The 20,044-nt window shown below is 67.4% G+C and carries 21 protein-coding genes; 6 read left to right on the plus strand and 15 right to left on the minus strand.

All coding sequences use genetic code 11. From position 1 onward, the window contains the following. Positions 1-1,190, plus strand: a 1,190-nt coding sequence (locus HMPREF2924_RS25540; RefSeq protein WP_070700720.1) for a DUF1329 domain-containing protein, incomplete at its 5' end; no start/stop codon positions are given. A gap of 12 nt (positions 1,191-1,202) precedes the next feature. Here the strand turns inward: HMPREF2924_RS25540 and HMPREF2924_RS25545 are convergent. From HMPREF2924_RS25545 to HMPREF2924_RS25600, 12 genes are all read right to left on the minus strand, one after another. Further along, positions 1,203-1,460 (minus strand): hypothetical protein, encoded by a 258-nt coding sequence (locus HMPREF2924_RS25545; protein WP_003084524.1) that lies wholly within the window; start codon positions 1,458-1,460, stop codon positions 1,203-1,205. Between the two features lie 61 nt (positions 1,461-1,521). Further along, the gene (locus HMPREF2924_RS25550) at positions 1,522-1,845 is read right to left on the minus strand and encodes a DUF3392 domain-containing protein (RefSeq protein WP_003084525.1); all 324 of its coding nucleotides are present in this window, start codon (positions 1,843-1,845) and stop codon (positions 1,522-1,524) included. A gap of 80 nt (positions 1,846-1,925) precedes the next feature. After that, on the minus strand, positions 1,926-3,080 hold the full coding sequence (gene hemW / locus HMPREF2924_RS25555; protein WP_003128950.1) for a radical SAM family heme chaperone HemW: 1,155 nt from the start codon (positions 3,078-3,080) through the stop codon (positions 1,926-1,928). 120 nt (positions 3,081-3,200) lie between these two features. Further along, on the minus strand, positions 3,201-3,794 hold the full coding sequence (gene rdgB, locus HMPREF2924_RS25560) for an RdgB/HAM1 family non-canonical purine NTP pyrophosphatase (protein WP_003084527.1): 594 nt from the start codon (positions 3,792-3,794) through the stop codon (positions 3,201-3,203). Next, positions 3,791-4,210, minus strand: coding sequence for a DUF4426 domain-containing protein (locus HMPREF2924_RS25565; RefSeq protein WP_003084528.1), 420 nt, complete (start codon positions 4,208-4,210; stop codon positions 3,791-3,793). The genes rdgB and HMPREF2924_RS25565 overlap by 4 nt, the downstream gene beginning before the upstream one ends. Before the next feature lie 131 nt (positions 4,211-4,341). Further along, a complete protein-coding gene (gene metW, locus HMPREF2924_RS25570) occupies positions 4,342-4,962 on the minus strand; it encodes a methionine biosynthesis protein MetW (RefSeq protein ID WP_003084530.1) in 621 nt (206 codons plus the stop codon). 7 nt (positions 4,963-4,969) lie between these two features. Then, positions 4,970-6,109 (minus strand): homoserine O-succinyltransferase MetX, encoded by a 1,140-nt coding sequence (locus tag HMPREF2924_RS25575; RefSeq protein WP_003084535.1) that lies wholly within the window; start codon positions 6,107-6,109, stop codon positions 4,970-4,972. Positions 6,110-6,197: 88 nt separating this feature from the next. Continuing rightward, positions 6,198-8,165, minus strand: coding sequence for a dynamin-like GTPase family protein (locus HMPREF2924_RS25580; protein ID WP_003084539.1), 1,968 nt, complete (start codon positions 8,163-8,165; stop codon positions 6,198-6,200). Positions 8,166-8,272: 107 nt separating this feature from the next. Beyond that, positions 8,273-8,569, minus strand: coding sequence for a DUF167 domain-containing protein (locus HMPREF2924_RS25585; protein WP_031627661.1), 297 nt, complete (start codon positions 8,567-8,569; stop codon positions 8,273-8,275). After that, positions 8,566-9,159 (minus strand): YggT family protein, encoded by a 594-nt coding sequence (locus HMPREF2924_RS25590; RefSeq protein WP_003084544.1) that lies wholly within the window; start codon positions 9,157-9,159, stop codon positions 8,566-8,568. The genes HMPREF2924_RS25585 and HMPREF2924_RS25590 overlap by 4 nt, the downstream gene beginning before the upstream one ends. A gap of 10 nt (positions 9,160-9,169) precedes the next feature. Next, on the minus strand, positions 9,170-9,991 hold the full coding sequence (gene proC, locus HMPREF2924_RS25595; RefSeq protein WP_003084546.1) for a pyrroline-5-carboxylate reductase: 822 nt from the start codon (positions 9,989-9,991) through the stop codon (positions 9,170-9,172). 11 nt (positions 9,992-10,002) lie between these two features. Next, positions 10,003-10,695: a YggS family pyridoxal phosphate-dependent enzyme gene (locus HMPREF2924_RS25600; protein WP_003084549.1), complete on the minus strand. Its 693-nt coding sequence runs from the start codon at positions 10,693-10,695 to the stop codon at positions 10,003-10,005. A 214-nt stretch (positions 10,696-10,909) separates the two neighbouring features. Between HMPREF2924_RS25600 and pilT the strand changes: the two genes are divergently transcribed. Both pilT and pilU read left to right on the plus strand, forming a co-directional pair. Continuing rightward, on the plus strand, positions 10,910-11,944 hold the full coding sequence (gene pilT, locus HMPREF2924_RS25605; protein WP_003084552.1) for a type IV pilus twitching motility protein PilT: 1,035 nt from the start codon (positions 10,910-10,912) through the stop codon (positions 11,942-11,944). A gap of 177 nt (positions 11,945-12,121) precedes the next feature. After that, positions 12,122-13,270, plus strand: coding sequence for a type IV pilus ATPase PilU (gene pilU, locus HMPREF2924_RS25610; protein WP_003110016.1), 1,149 nt, complete (start codon positions 12,122-12,124; stop codon positions 13,268-13,270). A 7-nt stretch (positions 13,271-13,277) separates the two neighbouring features. Here pilU and czcD read toward each other — a convergent pair whose 3' ends face one another. Continuing rightward, a complete protein-coding gene (gene czcD, locus HMPREF2924_RS25615; RefSeq protein WP_003100957.1) occupies positions 13,278-14,177 on the minus strand; it encodes a CDF family zinc transporter CzcD in 900 nt (299 codons plus the stop codon). A gap of 153 nt (positions 14,178-14,330) precedes the next feature. Here czcD and HMPREF2924_RS25620 point away from each other — a divergent pair, with 153 nt between their 5' ends. From HMPREF2924_RS25620 to HMPREF2924_RS25630, 3 genes are all read left to right on the plus strand, one after another. Continuing rightward, the gene (locus HMPREF2924_RS25620; protein ID WP_003084560.1) at positions 14,331-14,735 is read left to right on the plus strand and encodes an NINE protein; all 405 of its coding nucleotides are present in this window, start codon (positions 14,331-14,333) and stop codon (positions 14,733-14,735) included. Between the two features lie 242 nt (positions 14,736-14,977). Then, the gene (locus HMPREF2924_RS25625) at positions 14,978-16,351 is read left to right on the plus strand and encodes a pyridoxal-phosphate dependent enzyme (protein ID WP_003100955.1); all 1,374 of its coding nucleotides are present in this window, start codon (positions 14,978-14,980) and stop codon (positions 16,349-16,351) included. Beyond that, the gene (locus HMPREF2924_RS25630) at positions 16,348-17,532 is read left to right on the plus strand and encodes a cystathionine gamma-synthase (RefSeq protein WP_003110017.1); all 1,185 of its coding nucleotides are present in this window, start codon (positions 16,348-16,350) and stop codon (positions 17,530-17,532) included. Before HMPREF2924_RS25625 ends, HMPREF2924_RS25630 begins: the two co-directional genes overlap by 4 nt. 226 nt (positions 17,533-17,758) lie before the next feature. Here HMPREF2924_RS25630 and HMPREF2924_RS25635 read toward each other — a convergent pair whose 3' ends face one another. Together HMPREF2924_RS25635 and HMPREF2924_RS25640 are read right to left on the minus strand one after the other, a co-directional pair. Continuing rightward, positions 17,759-19,030, minus strand: a complete 1,272-nt coding sequence (locus HMPREF2924_RS25635; protein WP_003128956.1) for a dihydroorotase — start codon at positions 19,028-19,030, stop codon at positions 17,759-17,761. Next, complete coding sequence (locus HMPREF2924_RS25640) at positions 19,027-20,031, minus strand: aspartate carbamoyltransferase catalytic subunit (RefSeq protein ID WP_003084569.1); 1,005 nt, start codon at positions 20,029-20,031, stop codon at positions 19,027-19,029. Before HMPREF2924_RS25640 ends, HMPREF2924_RS25635 begins: the two co-directional genes overlap by 4 nt. Between the last annotated feature and the right edge of the window lie 13 nt (positions 20,032-20,044).

A 20,044-nucleotide genomic window follows, 5' to 3' on the forward strand; every position in this document is an offset into this window, starting at 1 on the left:
CCGGCGGCATCACCCAGGCGCCGGCCGGCTACCGGCCCGGCATGCATCACCTCGACCCGTTCGCCGCCGATCGTCCGCGCCTGGTCGTCGACAGCCGCAACATGGCCGCCTACCAGGCGCTGCTGACGCCGGGCACCCAGGCCTTGCTGCAGGCCAACCCGGACTACCACCTGCGGGTCTTCCCCACCCGCCGCAGCGCATCCCTGCCGCAGCGCCTGTACGACGCTACCCGCGCCAACGCCAGCCGCGCCGAGCTGATCGCCGACGGCAACGGCGTGCAGGGCGCTGCCGCCGGCGTGCCCTTCCCCCTGCCGCAGAGCGGCCAGGAAGCGATCTGGAACCACATCATGCGCTACCGCGGCGAGCAACTGCACCTGCAGACCAACCAGGCGGCGGTGCTGGCCAACGGCAGCTACAACCTGCTCAAGCTAGACCGCTACCTGTACTTCGTCTATGGCCGCGAGGGGATGATCCCGGAGAACCTCGACAACACGTTGTTCTACTACAAGTACAAGGTGGTCGCGCCGGCGCGCCTGGCCGGTTCGGCGCTGGTGGTGCAGGAAACCCTCGACCAGGTGCTGTCGATCCGCAAGGCCTGGCGCTTCAACCGTGGCGAGCGGCGCGTGCGGCGCTTGCCGACCCTGGCCTACGACAGCCTGCAGCCGGATACCAACGGCATGGCCACGGCGGACACCGTGGATGTCTACAACGGCGCACCGGACCACTACGAGTGGGCGTTGCTCGGCAAGCGCGAGATGCTGGTGCCTTACAACAGCTACGCGGTGCACCAGAAGGGCCTCGCCTATGGCGACATCCTCAAGAGCCGCTTCATCAATCCCGACCTGCTGCGCTACGAGCTACATCGCGTCTGGGTGGTCGAGGCGACCCTGCGCAAGGGCTTCAGCCATCCCTACGCCAAGCGCCGCTTCTACCTCGACGAAGACAGCTGGCAGATCCTCGCCGCCGACATCTACGACAAGGATGGCGTGCTGACCCGGGCCCAGGAGGTCCATCCGATCAACTACTACGATGTGCCGCTGGTCTCCAGCACCCTGGAAGCGATCTACGACTTCAAGGGCGGCCGCTACTTCGTCGATGGGCTGGACAACAACGAGCCGATGTACGACTTCGGCGTGCAGGTCGGGCCGCGCGACTTCACCCCGCAGGCGCTGCGCCGGGAGGGTAACTGAGGCGGACGGCCCTCAGACGATCAGCTCGGCGCCGCGCAGCGTGCCGTCGTCGTCCAGGCGCGCCGGCGCCGGGCTGATCTGCAGGTACTTGATGCTGTCCCGCGGGATCAGCAGCAGGTCGCCGTCGACCTCGACGCTGAGATAGGGCGTGTCCAGTTGCTGGCGGATGCTGCGGGCGACCTCGGCCGGGTCGTCCTGCTGGCGCGGGAAGCGCAGCGACAGGCGCTGGCCGTCGGTGAAATGCAGATAGAGGTGCTTGATCGGTTTCATGCGGGCTCCCGGAGGCCATGACGCTCTTGGGGACGGCGCTGGCCGCCGGGAGACCGGGGGCTCAGCTGCGATCGGCGATCATGCCGATCACGAAGAACACTAGCAGGAGCACGGGCGCCAGGGTGTAGTTGTTGAAGTAGCCGAGGCCCTTGGCCAGCCAGGGGGTGACGAAGACCATCGCCAGGCCGTAGCCGACCGCGCAGATCAACACGAACAGCAGGGTGCGGAAGACGAAGTTGAGGCTGCCGATGCGCTGCTGTACCCAGGCGTTGATCGCCGGGCCGAACAGCACCAGCAGGGTGGCCATGATGGCCAGGGAAATGTCCGACAGGTGGCTGCGGCTCCAGCGCGACAGGGTGGCGATCAGGTCCAGCGCGTAATCCATCGAGGGTTCCTTGTAACGAATCGGCGTGTCGGTCGGCGGAGTTTACCTGCCTGCCGGCACGGATGGGCGTGCATCCGTCGTCACGGCAGGAAATGTTGCAGCAGGTCATTGAGGAACAGCTGGCCGCGTTCGCTGGGACGCAGGCGCTGCGGGTCGTCGGCGAGCAGCCCGGCGTCGCGCGCGGCGGCGCAGGCATCGGTGATCGTCGCCAGCGGCTGGCCGGTGCGCTGCGGGTAGAGCGCGGCGGGGACGCCGTCGACCAGGCGCAGCACGTTCATCATGAACTCGAATGGCAGGTCGGCCGCTTCCAGCGGGCGCTCGCCGGCCTGGAAGGCCTTTTGCGGGTTGAGGTAGTCCTTCGGCAGGCGGGTCTTCCAGGTCCGCACGATGCGTCCGTCCGGCGCGCTCAGCTTGGAGTGGGCGCCGGCGCCGATGCCGAGGAAGTCGCCGAAGCTCCAGTAGTTCAGGTTGTGCCGGGCGCGCAGGCCGTCGCGGGCGTAGGCGGAGGTCTCGTACTGGCGGTAGCCGTGCGCGTCGAGCAGGGCCTGGCCGGCTTCCTGGATGTCCCAGAGGATGTCGTCCTCGGGCAGCTCCGGCGGCTGGCTCCAGAACACCGTGTTCGGCTCCATGGTCAGTTGGTACCAGGAGAGGTGCGTGGGGGCCAGGGCGAGGGCCTGGCGCAGGTCGGCCAGGGCGTCGTCGAGGCTCTGCCCGGGCAGGCCGTGCATCAGGTCGAGGTTGAAGTTGTCGAAGCCGGCCTGGCGCGCCATGTCGGCGGCGCGCACTGCCTCGGCGCCGTCGTGGATGCGCCCCAGAGCCTGCAGCTTGTCGGCCTGGAAGCTCTGCACGCCGATGGACAGGCGATTGATGCCGAGGCGCCGGTAGTCGGCGAACTTGACCTGTTCGAAGGTGCCGGGATTGGCTTCCAGGGTGATCTCGATGCCGTCGGCGAAGCCGACCCTGCGCTCGACGCCTTCCAGTAGCCGGCCCAGGGCCTTGGCCGAGAACAGGCTGGGCGTGCCGCCGCCGAAGAAGATCGAACCCAGGCGCCGGCCGTGGACATGGCGCAGGTCCTGCTCCAGGTCGGCGAGCAGGGCGTCGACATAGGCCTCTTCGGGCAGCTCCGGGCCAGCGGCGTGGGAGTTGAAGTCACAATACGGGCACTTGCGCACGCACCAGGGGATATGCACGTACAGGGCCAGGGGCGGGAGCTGGAACGGGGTGGCTTGGGTCACGGCGGGGCAGGGTGGGGGCGGTTTCGGGGCGCTATCGTGGCATGAGTTCGGCCAACCTCCAAGGCGGCCGGACGAAACGCCGTGCCGACGCCGCCCGGGGGCGGCGCCGGCGGTTGCGGCTCAGAGACCCAGGCGCTGCTTGAGCAGGGCCATGGCGCGGGCCCGGTGGCTGAGGCGGTTCTTCTCCTCGGGCGCCAGCTCGGCGCTGGAGCAGTCGCGTTCCGGCACCCAGAACAGCGGGTCGTAGCCGAAGCCGTGGGCGCCGCGGGCTTCGCGAAGGATGCGGCCTTCCCAGATGCCCTCGCAGAGGATCGGCAGCGGGTCGTCGGCGTGGCGCACCAGCGCCAGCACGCTGACGAACTGCGCGCCGCGCTCGGCGTCCGGGACATCCTTCATGGCCTCCAGCAGCTTGGCGTTGTTCGCCGCGTCGCCCCGGCCGTCGGCATAGCGCGCCGAGTAGATGCCCGGCGCGCCGCCGAGGAAGTCCACCGCCAGCCCGGAGTCGTCGGCCAGCGCCGGCAGGCCGGAGAGGCGTGCGGCGTTGCGTGCCTTGAGGATGGCGTTCTCGACGAAGGAAAGACCGGTTTCCTCCGGTTCCACCTGGCTGAACTCGCCGATCGAGCGCACCTTCACGCTGGCGCCGAGCATGGCCTGGAGTTCCTTGAGTTTGCCGGCATTGTGGCTGGCCAGCACCAGCTGTTCGAGCTTGATCATTCGTCCGGGAAGATTTCCTTGTTGAAACTGAAGGTTTGCGCAGGTTCGCCCTTGGCCTCGACCTTGATGGTGAAGACCAGGGTCTCGCGCTGGCTGATCGGGAATTGCGCCAGGTTGTAGATGGCGCCTTCCTCGCTGACCCGGCGGAACTCCAGGGGAATGACCTTGCCGGTCAGGTCCTTGGCCGAGCCGGTCACGCTGGCCTCCACCGGCTTGCCTTTCTCCATCGGCACCACGTTGATCACGCCCTGCGCCTTGCTGCGTACCAGGCCGACCGCGCTGGCCACGTTGGGTTGGAGGAAGCTGGAGTTGAACACGTTGTAGTGGACGTCCAGGTCGCCGAAGCGCTGCACCTGCTCGGCGAGGACCGGCAGGCTCAGGCAGAGGCCGAGGACGAAAGCGGTGAAGCGGCGCATGGTGGTTTCTCCTGAAAGGTGGCATGGACGTTGTCCATGGTCTGCTGCTGGCGGCCTTGGCCGGCTTCGGCAGCGCTCTCCCGAGGACGAGCGGAGGGGCGCCCGGCCCTGGCCCGCAGCCTGGCGCGTTCCTAGACGGCGAGGTTGCGGGTCTGCACTCCGGGTCCGGTGACCCGGTAGATTCCAATCTCACCCAATAGATTAGGCCACAGCCGGCTGGCCCAGCCATGCCGGTGGTCACGGTCTACGGCCAGGCGGTCGAGCACGCGCATGCGCAACTGGCGGCACAGGCGCTCGAAGTCCTGGAAGGTGCAGAAATGGATGTTCGGCGTGTTGTACCAGGTATACGGCAGGAACTCGGAGACCGGCATCCGGCCGTTGCGCGCCAGGTACCAGCGGCAGCGCCAGTGGCCGAAGTTGGGGAAGGTGATGATGCAGGTCTTGCCGACCCGCAGCATCTCTTCGAGGATCTTGTCCGGATAGTGCACGGCCTGTAGCGCCTGGGTCATCACCACCACGTCGAAGCTGTCGCTGGCGAAGTTGCCCAGGCCCTTGTCGAGGTCCTGCTCGATCACGTTCACCCCGTTTTCGATGCAACGGGCGATGTTGTCGGGGTCGATCTCCAGGCCGTAGCCGCTGACCTGCTTGTGGTCGCGCAGCCAGGCCAGGAGTTCGCCGTCGCCGCAGCCGAGGTCGAGGACGCGGCTGCCGGCGGGAATCCATTCCTGGATGATTTCGAGATCGGCGCGCATCGGGTCCTCACACGCTGATGCGGTTCATGTAACCGCTGAAGGCTTGCAGGTACCGGGGGATCGGCATGAGGAAGGCGTCGTGGCCTTGCGGGGCGTCGATCTCCAGGTAGCTGACGTTCTTTTTCGCCGCGATCAGGGCGTCGACGATTTCCCGCGAGCGGGCCGGCGAGAAACGCCAGTCGGTGGTGAAGGACATCAGGCAGAAGTCCGCCTCGACGCCCTCCAGGGTGCGCACCAGGTCGTCGCCGTGGGCGGCGGCGGGGTCGAAGTAGTCCAGCGCCTTGGTCATCAGCAGGTAGGTATTGGCGTCGAAGCGGGTGGAGAACTCCTCGCCTTGGTAGCGCAGGTAGCTCTCGACCTGGAACTCGACGCTGTGCAGGTCGTAGTTGAGCTTCTCGGTCTTCAGTACACGGCCGAACTTGGCGCCCATGGCGTCGTCGGACAGGTAGGTGATATGGCCGACCATCCGCGCCAGCTTGAGACCGCGCTTGGGAATCACGCCCTGTTCCTGGAAGTAGCCGCCGAGGAACTCAGGGTCGGAAAGAATCGCCTGCCGGGCGACTTCGTTGAAGGCGATGTTCTGCGCCGACAGCTTCGGCGCGCTGGCGATGCACAGGCAGTGACGGACGCGTTCGGGGTAGCTGATGGTCCATTGCAGCGCCTGCATGCCGCCGAGGCTGCCGCCGACCACCGCGGCCCACTGGCGGATGCCGAGGCGGTCTGCCAGGCGCGCCTGGCTATGCACCCAGTCTTCCACCGTGACCATCGGGAAGTCCGCGCCGTAGACCTTGCCGGTCGCCGGATTGATGCTGGCGGGGCCGCTGGATCCGTTGCAACCGCCGAGGTTGTTGAGGGCGACGACGAAGAACTTGCGGGTGTCGATCGGCTTGCCCGGACCGATGCAACTGTCCCACCAGCCCGGCTTGCGCTCGTCGACGCTGTGGTAGCCGGCGGCGTGGTGGTGGCCGGAGAGGGCGTGGCAGATCAGCACCGCGTTGCTCTGCGTGGCATTCAGCTCGCCGTAGGTTTCGATCACCAGGTCGTACTCGGCCAGGGACTTGCCGCTGGTCAGCTCGAGCGGTTCGTTGAAGTGCAGCGTCTGGGGGGAGACCAGACCGACGGAGTCGTCGGGGAAGACTGTGGGCATCGACCCTGCTCTCGAACAAAGGAGGGCGCCAGTCTAAAGAGCGTCGCCCCCAGCGGCAAGCGCGCTGGCGCGCGCCGTGGGAGCGGGGTCAGGCGCGCTGCGAGCCGGGCAGGTTGACCACCTTGGCCTGGCGCTGCAGGGGCGAGGGGCGGCGCAACTGGCGGAGAATGTCGCCGGCTTCGCGCAACTGTTCCTGCAATTCCTCGGCGAACCCGGCGAAGGCCTGGCTGCGCTGGCGTACCTGCTGGGTCTCCTGGGCCAGGCCCTTGAGGCGGAGCATGTGGCTTTCGAGCAACTGTTTGTTTTCCAGGGTGTGCTGCATCAGCGGCATCAGCGCGTCGTTGGCCCAGCGCTCGGTTTCCTCGCGCAGACGCTGGTGCAGGCCGACCACCTCCTGCACCAGGGTGGCGAAGAAGCGCCGGGTCAGCAGGCGTTGCTCGGTAAGCACGGTCTTCAACTGCAGGCGGAACTGGTCGCCCTTCTTCTTCAGTTGCAACAGTTCGCGCTGGTAGCGCTGGACCCGCAGCTGCGGCGCGTCGAGGGCGTAGAGCGGGTTCTCCTCGTTGTGCCGGCGGTAGATGGCGGCGACCATGCGGTTGGCCATGCCGGCCTCGTGCTCGAGGTTGTCGAGGTCGTGCTCCACCGCGCGGAAGAACGCCAGGATCGCCTGGTTGATGCCGACCGTGGTCAGGCTGCCGTTGAGGTTGCGCCGCACCTTCTGCAGGTGCTGTTCCATGCGTTCGCTACGGATCGTCTCGCGCAGCGTCGCGCCCTGGTGCTGCAACAGGCGCTGGTTGGTCTTCAGGTTGAGCAGGCGGCGGTGGTGGCGGCCGTGGTCGTCCTTGGTCTTCGCGGTCAGTTCGAACAGCAGTTGGCCGCTGTCGCGCTGCTTGTCGTCGAGCAGCGCGCGCTGTTCCTCGACCTTCTCCAGGCGCAGGCGCAGCAGATGCTGGCTGTTGTGCAGCAGGCCGAGGACCTGGCCGAGCACGGCGTTCTCCAGCAGCGCTTCCTTCTGCGCGACGATGCGCTCGCAGAGCAGCGCTTCCAGCCGATCCAGGCGACTGCGTTCGAGCAGCGCCGGTTCGCCGCGGACCTTGGCCAGCAGCGCCTGCTTCGCCGACAGCGGCAGCACGTCGCCGCGCTGCAGGCCGAGCTGGCGGGCCGTGCCGTCCTGGATCAGGCGGATGGCGTTCTGTACGAAGCGCTCGCCGGAGAGGTCGTCCCAGAGCACGTCGATCTTGTTCAGCACGGCGAACAGGCTGCTATGGCCGTCCTCGCGCAGTGGCTGGATGTACTTCTGCCAGATTTCCATGTCCGAGGCGGTGACACCGGCGTCGGCGGACAGCAGGAACAGGATCGCCTGGGCGTTGGGCAGCATCGACAGGGTCAGCTCCGGCTCGCTGCCGAGGGCGTTCAGGCCGGGCGTGTCGAGGATCCGCAGGCCCTGGCGCAGCAGCGGGTGGTCGAAGTTGACCAGGGCGTGGCGCCAGGCCGGGACGCGCACCTGGTCGGGCTCGTCGGCGGCTTCCAGGGCATCCGGATGGAAGCCGAGCTGGATCGCCTGTTCCACCGGCAGCGCCTTGGTCTTGGCGACCTGGGCGAAGGCCTGGGCCATGCCCTCCGGGTCGCCGGTGTCCAGCGGAATGTTCACCCAGTGGCGCGGCACGCGCTTGAACTGGGCGACGCTGGCGTCGGCCAGGCGCGTCTCGATCGGCAGCAGGCGGATGTAGCTGCGCTCGGCGCGCGGATCGTGGAACAGCTCGGTGGGGCACATGGTGGTGCGCCCGGCGTGGGACGGCAGCATGCGCTGGCCGTAGCCGGCGAAGAACAGGCTGTTGATCAGCTCGGTCTTGCCACGCGAGAACTCGCCGACGAAGGCCAGGGTGATGTGGTCCGCGCGCAGTTGGCGCAGGGCGCGTTCGAGCTTGGCCTCGACCGCCGGGCTGTTCAGCCGGCTGCGCTCCAGCCAGCCGCGATAGCGGGTGATTTCCCGCATCAGCTCGCGCTTCCAGGCGACGTAGGCGTCGATTTGATGGCTGAGTCTTTCCATGCTCATCCAGGGGCTCCAGGGCGCGGGACCGGCGGGGGAAGGATGGCGTGGATTATGCGGGGGAGCGGGGGAGCGTCAATTGGCCTGCTTCACATTCCTGCACGTAAGGTCGGTCAAGCGGGTCGAGCGGCGATCCCCAGTTCCTCCGGCAATCGGGTCGGACGGCGGATGCGCACCCGTTTCTGCCGGTTCAGCTCGCCGCTTTCGAGACTCACCAGGCTCTTGGCCACGCCGAAGGCCTTGCCGAGGAAGGCCAGCAGATGGGCGTTGGCCTTGCCCTCCACCGGCGGTGCGGTGAGGCGGATCTTCAGGCGTTCGCTGTGCAGCCCGGCGAACTCGTCGCGGCTCGCCTTGGGCTGCAGGTGGCAATCGAGGAGCAGGTCCTCGCCGTCCCAGCGGTAGAAGCTCAGAGGAAGATGCTCAACTGCTGGGGCATGCCGGTCATGGCCGCCAGGTTGTTGATCACCAGCATGTCGATCAGCTTCAGCGCGAGGAACGCGAAGATCGGCGAGAGATCCAGTCCGCCGAGGTTCGGCAGGAGCTTGCGGAACGGCATCAGCAGCGGTTCGCAGATCTGGTTCACCAGTTGCGCGCCGGGGTTGTAGCTGCCCGGGGCGACCCAGGAAAGGATCACGCTGATGATCAGGGCGAAGAAGAACACCTTCAGGAACAGCGAGGTGACGGCGATGATCGACCAGATCAGCAGTTGCATGATGAAGCCGCCGACGCCGTAGCCCATCAGCATCAGGATCAGGATCATCAGCACTAGCTGGATCAGGATCGCCAGCACCAGCGAGGCCAGGTCGATCCCGCCGAAGCCGGGGATGATCCGCCGCAGCGGGTTCAGCAGCGGCTTGGTGGCGCGCACGATGAACTGGCTGAGGGGGTTGTAGAAGTCCGCGCGGACCAGTTGCAGGATGAAGCGCAGCAGCACGATCAGCAGGTAGAGGCTGCCGAGGGTCTGGAGGATATAGATAGCAGCGGTGTTGAGGCCGATCATCGACTACTCCTTATTGGCCAAGCTGTTCGGCCAGCTCGGCGGAGCGCTGGCTGGCGGCGTTCAGGGCCTGCTCCACCAGTGCTTCGAAGCCGTTGGCCTGGAAGGATTTGATCGCCGCCTCGGTGGTGCCGTTGGGCGAAGTCACCCGGCGCCGCAGTTCGGCCGGCTCGACCTCGCTGGACAGCGCCATCTGCGCCGCGCCGAGGGCGGTCTGCAGGGTCAGGCGCGAGGCTGTCTCGCGGGACAGGCCGAGCTTCTCGCCGGCGTCGGTCATGGCCTGCATCAGCAGGAAGAAATACGCCGGGCCGCTGCCCGACACCGCGGTCACCGCGTCGATCTGCGCTTCGTCGTCCAGCCACAGGGCGATGCCTACCGCAGACAGCAGCTGCCCGGCCTGCTCGCGTTGCGCGGCGCTGACCTGCGCGTTGGCGTACAGCCCGCTGGCGCCCTGGCGCAGCAGCGCCGGGGTGTTGGGCATGCAGCGGACCACCGGGCGCGGCTGGCCGAGCCAGGCTTCGAGGCTGGCGCAGGGGATGCCGGCGGCGATGGAGACGATCAGTTGCTCCGGCTTCAGCGCCGGCGCCAAGGCCTGGCACACGGCTTTCATGGCCTGCGGCTTGACCGACAGGACCACGACGTCGGCGTCGGCCACGGCCTCGGCGTTGGACTCGACCACGTCGATGGCGAACTCGCCGGCGATCTTCGCGCGTTGCTCGGCGCCCGGGTCGCTGGCGCGGATCTGCGCCGCCGGCACGCCTTGGGCGCGCAGGCCGCCGATCAGGCTGGCGGCCATGTTGCCGGCGCCGATGAACGCTATGCGGGGTGTGCTCATAGGGGATTCCTTCAAGAAGCCGGCGCGCCGTAGTCGCGGGCGCCGAACAGGGCGGTACCGATGCGGACCCAGGTCGCACCTTCGCCGATGGCTGCCTCGAGGTCGTCGCTCATGCCCATGGACAGGGTGTCCAGGCCAAGGTTCAGGTCTAGCAGCAGTTCGCGCAGGCGGGCGAACGCGGCGTGTTGCGCGGCGCGTTCGGCGGTGGGTTCGGGGATGGCCATCAGGCCACGCAATCGGAGGTTGGGCAGTTGCTTCACGGCCTCGGCCAGGGCCGGCAGGTCCTCGGGGGCGCAGCCGGACTTGCTGGCTTCGCCGCTGACGTTGACCTGCAGGCAGACATTCAGGGGCGGCAGCCCGGCCGGGCGTTGCTCCGACAGGCGCTGCGCGATCTTCAACCGGTCCACCGAGTGCACCCACTGGAAATGCTCGGCGATGGGCCGCGTCTTGTTCGACTGGATGGGGCCGATGAAGTGCCAGTTCAAGGGCAGGTCGGCCAGTTCGGCCTGCTTGCCGAGGGCCTCCTGCAGGTAGTTTTCGCCGAAGTCGCGAAGGCCGGCGGCGTGCGCCTCGCGCACCGCGGCGGCGGGCTTGGTCTTGCTCACGGCGAGCAGGCCGACCGTGGCCGGATCGCGCCCCGCAGCTTGCGCTGCCTCACGGATGCGCGCGGCAACCTTTGCAATATTCTCTGCTATCGTGGACATTACCTGCGCCCTATGGAAGTGCGGTCGGCGTCGGCTCGACGCCCTCGAAACCGCCGGCCTCGATGGCCATCTTCCTGTTCCAGTGTCGAGGTTCCGCGTCTGGCGCAGGACACCACGCGTGTCCTGGAAGCACCCTGGTTCATCCGGTGTTTTCCTTGTCCGAGACGGCGGCTTTGGCGGCATTCTACCTGCTTGCTTGTAATTGGGGAGTCCCATGGATATTACCGAGCTGCTCGCCTTCAGTGCCAAACAGGGCGCTTCGGACCTGCACCTCTCCGCCGGCCTGCCGCCCATGATCCGGGTGGATGGCGATGTACGCCGGATCAACCTGCCACCGCTGGAACACAAGCAGGTGCATGCGCTGATCTACGACATCATGAACGACAAGCAGCGCAAGGACTTCGAGGAATTCCTCGAGACCGACTTCTCCTTCGAGGTGCCGGGCGTCGCGCGTTTCCGGGTCAACGCCTTCAACCAGAACCGTGGCGCCGGCGCGGTATTCCGGACCATTCCCTCCAAGGTACTGACCATGGAGGAGCTTGGCATGGGAGAAGTGTTCAAACGTGTTTCAGACGTCCCGCGCGGGCTGGTACTGGTCACCGGGCCGACCGGTTCGGGCAAGTCCACCACCCTGGCGGCGATGCTCGACTACCTGAACAACACCAAGTACCACCACATCCTCACCATCGAGGACCCGATCGAATTCGTCCACGAATCGAAGAAGTGCCTGGTCAACCAGCGCGAGGTGCATCGCGACACCCTCGGCTTCAGCGAAGCGCTGCGCTCGGCGCTGCGGGAGGACCCGGACATCATCCTGGTCGGCGAGATGCGCGACCTGGAAACCATCCGCCTGGCCCTGACCGCGGCGGAGACCGGCCACCTGGTATTCGGCACCCTGCACACCACCTCGGCGGCGAAGACCATCGACCGGGTGGTCGACGTGTTCCCGGCCGAGGAAAAGGCCATGGTTCGCTCGATGCTCTCCGAGTCGCTGCAATCGGTGATCTCGCAGACCCTGATCAAGAAGATCGGCGGCGGCCGGGTGGCGGCCCACGAGATCATGATCGGCACCCCGGCGATCCGCAACCTGATCCGCGAGGACAAGGTCGCGCAGATGTATTCGGCGATCCAGACCGGCGGCTCGCTGGGCATGCAGACCCTCGACATGTGCCTCAAGGGCCTGGTCGCCAAGGGCCTGATCAGCCGCGAGAATGCCCGCGAGAAGGCGAAGATCCCGGAAAACTTCTGATCCTGGCGCCGATCCGCCGCGCTTCGCCCGAATCCCGGAACTGCGTCTAGGATTCAAGAGCGGGAGAGCGGTACCGTAGGCGCATTCCTACCTATCCTTGCCGGCGAGCGCGTCCAGCGCCCGCTCGCCCGCATCCGGCTCGCCGTCGCGGCGCGCCCCTGAGTGAGCGAGAACATCATGGAATTCGAAAAGCTGCTGCGCCTGATGGTGGAAAAGGGCGGCTCCGACCTGTTCATCACCGCCGGCGTACCGCCGTCGATGAAGGTCAACGGCCGGGTGATGCCGGTGACCAAGACGCCGCTGTCGCCGGAGCAGACCCGCGAGACCGTGCTAGGCGTGATGAACGAGCAGCAGCGCCGCGATTTCGCCGAGAACCATGAGTGCAACTTCGCCATCAGCGCCCGCGGCATCGGCCGCTTCCGGGTCAGTGCCTTCTACCAGCGCAACCTGGTGGGCATGGTATTGCGCCGGATCGAGACCAACATCCCGACCCTGGAAGAGCTGAAGCTCCCGGAAATCCTCAAGAAGCTGGCGCTGACCAAGCGCGGCCTGGTGATCTTCGTCGGCGCCACCGGCACCGGCAAGTCCACCTCGCTGGCGGCGATGATCGGCTACCGCAACAAGAACTCCACCGGGCACATCATCTCCATCGAGGACCCGATCGAGTACATCCACCAGCACCAGGGCTGCATCGTCACCCAGCGCGAGGTGGGGCTGGACACCGACTCCTTCGAGGTGGCGCTGAAGAACACCCTGCGCCAGGCGCCGGACGTGATCATGATCGGCGAGGTGCGCTCGCGGGAGACCATGGACCACGCCGTGGCCTTCGCCGAGACCGGCCACCTGTGCCTGGCGACCCTGCACGCGAACAACGCCAACCAGGCGCTGGAGCGGATCATCCACTTCTTCCCGGCTGATCGTCATGGCCAGGTGTGGATGGACCTGTCGCTGAACCTCAAGGCCATCGTCGCCCAGCAACTGGTGCCGACCCCCGACGGCAAGGGGCGGCGGGCGGTGATCGAGGTGCTGCTGAACACCCCGCTGGCCGCCGACCTGATCCGCAAGGGCGAGGTGCACGAGCTGAAGCCGCTGATGAAGCGCTCCACCGAGCAGGGCATGCAGACCTTCGACCAGGCGCTGTACCAGCTCTACACCCAGGGCGAGATCACCTACGAGGACGCCCTGGCCCACGCCGACTCGGCCAACGACCTGCGCCTGATGATCAAGCTCGGTTCGGAAAGCGACGCCGACCACCTGTCGAACCTGACCCAGGGCCTGAGCCTGGAAATCACCGACGACGACCCTGCCGGCCGGCGCTTCCGCTGAACCGCCTTCAGTAGGCCAGCGGCTCCTCGGCCTGGGCGCAGGCCGAGGTTTCCAGTTGCAGGGTGCTGTGTTCGATCTCGTAGCGGTCGTGCAGCAGCGCCTTCACCGTGCCCAGCAGCGCCTCGGCGTCGACCAGGGCCGGGTCGTAGACCAGATGGCTAGTCAGGCTGATCTTGCCGCTGGTGATCGACCACACATGCAGGTCGTGCAGCCCGGTCACGCCGGGAATCCCCAGCAGCGCTTCGCGCAGCTCGGCCAACTGGATTTCCTTCGGCACCCCTTCGAGCAACACATGCAGGCTCTCGCGCAGCAGGATCCAGGTGCGCGGCAGGACCCAGAAACCGATCAGCACCGCCACCAGCGAGTCGACCCAGGCCCAGCCGGTGAAACGGATCACGATCGCGGCGACGATCACCCCCAGCGAGCCGAGCATGTCGCTCCAGACCTCCAGGTAGGCGCCCTTGACGTTCAGGCTGTTGCCCTGGGCCGGCGCCAGCAGGCGCATGCTGGCCAGGTTCACCAGCAGACCGAGCACGGCGATCACCAGCATGCCCACGGACTGGATCTCCGCCGGCTGGTTGAGCCGCTCGTAGGCCGCGTAGAGGATATAGAAGGCCACGCCGAACAGCAGGAACGCGTTGAACGCCGCGGCGAGGATCTCGAAGCGGTGGTAGCCGTAGGTCAGGCGATCGTTGGTCGGGCGCCTGGCGATGTTGATCGCGGCCAGGGCGATGGCCAGGGCCACGGCGTCGGTGAGCATGTGCGCGGCATCGGAGATCAGCGCCAGGCTGCCGGTGAGGATGCCGCCGACGACCTCGGCGACGAGGAAGCTTCCGGTCAGCAGCAACGCCCATTTCAGGCGGGTCGAGTTGGTCTGGGCGAAGCTGTGCTCGTGTCCGGCACTCATGGCGGCTCCTGTGGGGCGGTGGCGGCAGCACCAGCCTACAGGATAGGCAATTGCAAAACTGTCATGCGCCGGGCCGCTCTGGCGCGGCGTCCGCCGCTCCGCTAACCTGCGGCTCAAGCGCGGCCGCAGCCGCGCACGGAACGAGGGGGACGCATGACTCAACAGCACGACACCCATAGCAAGGCCATCGGCTACCTGCTGTGGATCTTCGGTTTCACCGGTTCGCACCGCTTCTATTACGGCAAGCCGATCACCGGGACGATCTGGTTCTTCACCTTCGGCCTGTTCTTCATCGGCTGGATCATCGACCTGTTCCTCATCCCGTCGATGGACCGCGAGGCCGACCGGCGCTTCCAGGGCGGCAACCTGGACTACAACGTGGCCTGGATCCTGCTGACCTTCCTCGGCGTGCTCGGCGTGCACAGGATGTACATGGGCAAGTGGATCACCGGGATCATCTACCTGTTCACCGGCGGCCTGTTCTTCCTCGGCGTGCTCTACGACTTCTGGACCCTCAACGGACAGGTGTCCGAGCGCAACGGGCCGCAGCGCATCTGAGGCTCGTCGCCAGGTGCGAGAAGCCCGCCATCCGGCGGGCTTTTTCATGGGTGGCGCCACGGTCGGCAGGGAATTCCTCCGGCGGGACTTAAGGAACCAAAGGTTCTAACGTTCTACCTGTAGGTTATTGGCGCCCGCGCGCGCCAGCCCCTATGGTCTGCAAGCCCCAGAACGGATAGGTGCAATGGCTCACGAGGCCGCGCACCGTATCGCTCCGTGCGGAAACACCGAAAGGAGAAAAGATGACTTCCGACTCACGTCCCGCCGTGCTCGACCTGATCGGCAACACCCCGCTGGTTCGCGTGACGCGCTTCGATACCGGCCCCTGCACCCTGTACCTCAAGCTCGAATCGCAGAACCCCGGCGGCTCCATCAAGGATCGCATCGGTGTCGCCATGATCGAGGCCGCCGAGCGTGACGGCCGCCTGCGGCCCGGTGGCACCATCGTCGAGGCCACCGCCGGCAACACCGGTCTCGGCCTGGCCCTGGTCGGCCGCGCGAAGGGCTACCGGGTGGTGCTGGTGGTGCCGGACAAGATGTCCACCGAGAAGGTCCTGCACCTGCGCGCCATGGGCGCCGAGGTGCACATCACCCGCTCGGACGTCGGCAAGGGCCATCCGGAGTACTACCAGGACGTTGCCGCGCGCCTGGCGCAGGACATTCCCGGCGCCTTCTTCGCCGACCAGTTCAACAACCCGGCCAACCCGCTGGCCCACGAGTGCGGCACCGGCCCGGAGCTCTGGGCGCAGACCGGCCACGATCTCGACGCCATCGTCGTCGGCGTCGGCTCCTCCGGTACCCTGACCGGCCTTACCCGGTTCTTCCAGAAGGTCCAGCCGGAGCTGGAGATGGTGCTCGCCGACCCCGAGGGCTCGATCATGGCCGAGTACTCCCGCTCCGGCACCCTGGGTACGCCGGGTTCCTGGGCGGTGGAGGGCATCGGCGAGGACTTCGTACCGGCCATCGCCGACCTCTCCAGCGTGCGCCATGCCTATTCCATCAGCGACGAGGAAAGCTTCGCCATGGCCCGCGAACTGTTGCGCGTCGAGGGCATTCCCGGCGGCTCCTCCACTGGCACCCTGCTGGCCGCGGCGCTGCGCTTTTGCCGCGAGCAGAAGGAGCCGAAGCGGGTGGTCAGCTTCGTCTGCGACACCGGCACCCGCTACCTGTCGAAGATCTACAACGACCAGTGGATGACCGACCAGGGCCTGCTGCAACGCAAGCACTACGGCGACCTGCGCGACATCATCGCGCGGCGCTTCGAGGAGGGCCGGGTGATCAGCGTCGGTCCGGACGACACCCTGCTCACCGCCTTCCAGCGCATGCGCCTGGCCGACGTTTCGCAATTGCCGGTGCTGGACGATGGAAAACTGGTCGGTGTGATCGACGAGTCGGATATCCTGCTCGGTGTCCACGCCGACGCGCCACGCTTCCGCGATGCGGTAAGCAGCGCGATGAACGCCGCGCCGGAGACCCTCGCGCCCGGCGCCAGCCTGGCCCAGTTGCAGGCGGTCCTGGACCGCGGCCTGGTGGCGATCGTCGCCGACGCCAGCGGCTTCCACGGCCTGATCACCCGTTTCGACCTGTTGAACCATTTGCGGAGAAAGCTCGCATGAGCCAGCACGACCAGCATCCCGACGCCCCGGCCCAGGCCTTCGCGACCCGGGTCATCCACGCCGGGCAGGCCCCCGATCCCTCGACCGGCGCGATCATGCCGCCGATCTATGCCAACTCCACCTACATCCAGGAAAGCCCCGGGGTACACAAGGGGCTCGACTACGGCCGCTCGCACAACCCGACCCGCTGGGCCCTGGAGCGCTGCGTGGCCGACCTCGAGGGCGGCGCCCAGGCCTTCGCCTTCGCCTCCGGCCTGGCGGCGATCTCCTCGGTGCTGGAGCTGCTCGACGCCGGTTCCCACATCGTTTCTGGAAATGACCTCTACGGCGGTACCTTCCGCCTGTTCGAGCGGGTCCGCCGGCGCAGCGCCGGGCATCGCTTCAGCTTCGTCGACCCGACCGACCTGCAGGCCTTCGAGGCCGCGCTGACCCCGGAAACCCGCATGGTCTGGGTGGAAACCCCGAGCAACCCGCTGCTGCGCCTCACCGACCTGCGCGCCATCGCCCAGCTCTGCCGCGCCCGCGGCATCATCAGCGTGGCCGACAACACCTTCGCCAGCCCCTACATCCAGCGCCCCCTGGAACTGGGCTTCGACGTGGTGGTGCACTCCACCACCAAGTACCTGAACGGCCATTCCGACGTGATCGGCGGCATCGCCATCGTCGGCGACAACCCGGACCTGCGCGAGCGCCTGGGCTTCCTGCAGAACTCGGTGGGCGCCATCTCCGGGCCGTTCGACGCCTTCCTCACCCTGCGCGGGGTGAAGACCCTGGCGCTGCGCATGGAGCGCCATTGCAGCAACGCCCTGGCCCTGGCCCAGTGGCTGGAGCGCCAGCCGCAGGTGGCGCGGGTCTACTACCCCGGCCTGGCTTCGCACCCGCAGCATGAGCTGGCGAAACGGCAGATGCGTGGCTTCGGCGGGATGATCTCCCTCGACCTGCGCTGCGACCTGGCCGGCGCCCGGCGCTTCCTGGAGAACGTGCGGATCTTCTCCCTGGCGGAGAGCCTGGGCGGGGTGGAAAGCCTGATCGAGCATCCGGCGATCATGACCCACGCCAGCATCCCGGCGGAAACCCGCGCCGACCTGGGCATCGGTGACTCGCTGATCCGCCTGTCGGTGGGCGTCGAGGCGCTGGAGGACCTGCAGGCCGACCTGGCGCAGGCGCTGGCGAAGATCTGAGGCTCCGCAGGGAGCGGCGCCGACCGGCGCGGCTGCCGGCCATCGGGTGTTCCCGGCGAGCATGCCTCGGCGGATAACGCTCCGCGTTATTCGCCCTGCCGTTGAGGCGGGTTGGTGGCAGAGGCTGGGATAGGGCGCCCACCCCGGCAACGGATACGCCCCCGGAATCGCGAACGCGAAGATGAAAAAGCCCGCCGGATGGCGGGCTTTTTCGTGGTGGCAGGGATCAGCCCTCGTGGGTCAGGTGTCCGTCCACCAGGGTGTAACGCACTCGTCCCGGCAGGCAGTGACCGACGAACGGGCTGTTCTGCCCCTTCGAGTACCAGCTCTCACCGGCCAGGGTCGAACCCTGCGGGTCGAACAACACTAGGTCGGCGGCCTGGCCGACCGCCAGGCGCCCGGCAGGCAGGCGCAGGGCCTGGGCCGGGCCGTGGGAGAGGCGGGCGAGCAGGGTCGGCAGGTCGAGCAGGCCGTCCTGCACCAGCGTCATCGCCAGCGGCAGCAGCAGCTCGGCGCCGCTGATGCCCGGCTCGGTGGCGGCGAACGGCGCGTTCTTGGCGTCCGCCTCGTGGGGTTGGTGGTGGCTGGCGATGGCTTGTACCACGCCGTTCTTCACCGCCTCGCGCAGGGCTTCGCGGTCGGCCCTGGTGCGCAGCGGCGGTTGCACGTGGTAGAGGCTGGAGAAGCCCACCAGCGCTTCGTCGGTGAGGATCAACTGGTACAGCGCCACGTCGCAGGTCACCGGCAGGCCACGGGCCTGGGCCTGGGCGACGAGTTCGATGCCGCGGGCGCTGGTCAACTGGCTGAAGTGCGCGCGCACGCCGCTCTGTTCCACCAGCAGCAGGTTGCGGGCCAGGGCCACGGTCTCGGCGGTTTCCGGGATCCCCGCGAGGCCGAGGAAGCTGGCGGTCGGGCCTTCGTGGGCGAGGCCGCCTTCGGCGAGATCGGTGTCCTGCGAGGTGAAGATCACCGTCAGGTCGAAGGTCGCCGCGTACTCCAGGGCGCGCCGCAGGATGCGGTTGCTGGCGAAGCCATGCAGGCCATTGGTGAAGGCCACGCAACCGGTGTCGCGCAGGGCCACCAGTTCCGACAGTTGCTCGCCGCCGAAGCCGCGGGTCAGCGCGCCGATGGGGTAGACCTTGGCGTTGCCGGCCTCGCGGGCGCGGTCGAGGATCAGCTCGGCCACCGCCGGGGTGTCCAGCACCGGCCGGGTGTAGGGCGGGCAGCACAGGCTGGTGGTGCCGCCGGCCGCGGCGGCGCGGGTCTCGCTTTCGACGTTGCCCTTGCGTCCGTAGCCCGGCTCGCGCAGGGCGACGCTGAGGTCGACCAGTCCCGGCGCGGCCACCAGGCCGGCGCCGTCGAGGGTCTTCTGGGCGCTGAAGCCGGCCGGCGCGGCGCCGATGGCGACGATCTTGCCAGCCTCGATGTGGAGGTCGCCGACCTGGTCCAGGCCGCTGGCCGGGTCGATGACGCGGGCGCCTCGGATACTGATGGTCATTCGGCGTCCTCCTGTTCCAGCTGGCGTTGGGTGTTCTGGCCGCTCATGGCCATGGACAGCACCGCCATGCGGATGGCGATGCCGTAGGTGACCTGGTTGAGGATCACCGACTGGGCACCGTCGGCCACCGCCGACTCGATCTCCACGCCACGGTTGATCGGGCCAGGGTGCATGACGATGGCATCCGGCTTGGCCAGCTTCAGGCGCTTCTCGGTCAGGCCGTAGAGCTTGAAGAACTCGCCCTCGCTGGGTAGCAGGCCACCCTGCATGCGCTCGCGTTGCAGGCGCAGCATGATCACCACGTCGACGTCCTTCAGGCCTTCGTCGGCGTTGGTGAACACGCGCACGCCGTACTGCTCTTCCAGTCCGATCGGCAACAGGGTGCGCGGGGCGATCACGCGGATGTCCGGGCAACCCAGGGTCTTGAGCGCCAGCATGTTCGAACGGGCTACTCGCGAATGCAGGATATCGCCGACGATCGCCACCGATAGCTGCTCGAAGTTCCCTTTGTGCCGGCGGATGGTCAGCATGTCGAGCATCCCCTGGGTGGGGTGCGCGTGGCGGCCGTCGCCGCCGTTGATCACCGCCACGTTGGGGCTGACGTGCTCGGCGATGAAGTGCGCCGCGCCCGAGTCGCTGTGGCGCACCACGAACATGTCGGCGGCCATCGCCTCCAGGTTGCGCAGGGTGTCGGTGAGCGTCTCGCCCTTGCTGGTGGAAGAGGTGGATACGTTCAGGCTGATCACGTCGGCCGACAGCCGCTGGGCGGCCAGCTCGAAGGTGGTGCGGGTGCGCGTGGAGTTCTCGAAGAACACGTTGCAGACGGTCTTGCCGCGCAGCAGCGGGACCTTTTTCACCGCGCGGGCGCCGACCTCCAGGAAGGAATCGGCGGTATCGAGGATTTCGGTGAGCAGCTCGCGGGGCAATCCGTCGAGCGAGATGAAGTGGCGCAGCTGGCCCTGGTCGTTGAGCTGCAGCGGGCGCTTGGCGTCTGTCGGCATGGGGCAGGCCCTA

The organism is Pseudomonas sp. HMSC063H08 (assembly GCF_001813645.1).
GTDB lineage: Bacteria > Pseudomonadota > Gammaproteobacteria > Pseudomonadales > Pseudomonadaceae > Pseudomonas > Pseudomonas aeruginosa.